This window comes from Clostridioides sp. ZZV15-6598 (assembly GCF_020657705.1).
Taxonomy (GTDB): Bacteria; Bacillota; Clostridia; order Peptostreptococcales; family Peptostreptococcaceae; genus Clostridioides; species Clostridioides difficile_F.
Genome location: NZ_JAGWCS010000302.1, coordinates 1 through 779, shown reverse-complemented (window position 1 = coordinate 779; position 779 = coordinate 1). Strand labels below are relative to the sequence as shown.

Below are 779 nucleotides of genomic sequence, written 5' to 3'. Positions count from 1 at the left end.
GTCAAGGAAATTATGAAAATGAAGAAGTAGAAATAATCTTTAATAGGGATATATTAATAAATGAAACAGAAAGTATTACTAATTGTCAAAATTCAGTGGGGTTATTATCGGATGAAACTATTGTATCTCAGCATCCTTGGACTGTAGATGTCAAGAAGGAAATAGAAAAAATAAAAAAAGAAAAAGATAATAACCAACAAGAATACAACGATATTATTCCTAATAATAGTGGTGTTATAGATGAAACATAAAGATTATTGGAGGAATAGATTTGAACAATTAGAAGAAGCTCAGAACAGTAGAAGTGTAAAATATTATTTTGAATTAGAAAAACAATACAAATTAGCTATGAATAGTATAGAAAAAGACATACTTGTATGGTATAACAGATTTGCTAAAAGTGAAGGAATCTCTTTACTAGAAGCTAAGAAATTATTAAACACAAGAGAGTTAGAAGAATTTAAGTGGAGTGTCGAAGAATATATTAAATATGGTAAAGAAAATGCTATTAATCAAAACTGGATGAAAGAGTTAGAAAATGCTAGTGCTAGAGTGCATATCACAAGGCTTGAAGCTTTAAGACTGCAAATACAGCAACAAGTGGAAGTGCTTTATGGAAATGAACTTGATAGCATTGATAATCTAATAAGAGATATTTATACAAGCGGATATTATCATACAGCTTTTAATATTCAACAAGGAGTAAATATTGGTTGGAGCTTAATGAGTCTTGATACTAATAGAATAAATAAAATTATTTCAAAACCTTGGACTAGTGA

1 protein-coding gene and 1 pseudogene are annotated in these 779 nt (G+C 28.2%); both read left to right on the top strand.

Annotated features, from left to right (window positions below; genetic code table 11):
• Positions 1–251: phage portal protein (locus KGF50_RS21725; RefSeq protein ID WP_227849983.1), on the top strand; the 251-nt coding region annotated here is incomplete at its 5' end.
• Positions 241–779: pseudogene (locus tag KGF50_RS21720) on the top strand (phage head morphogenesis protein); the annotation flags it as partial. The gene KGF50_RS21725 and the pseudogene KGF50_RS21720, both read left to right, overlap by 11 nt.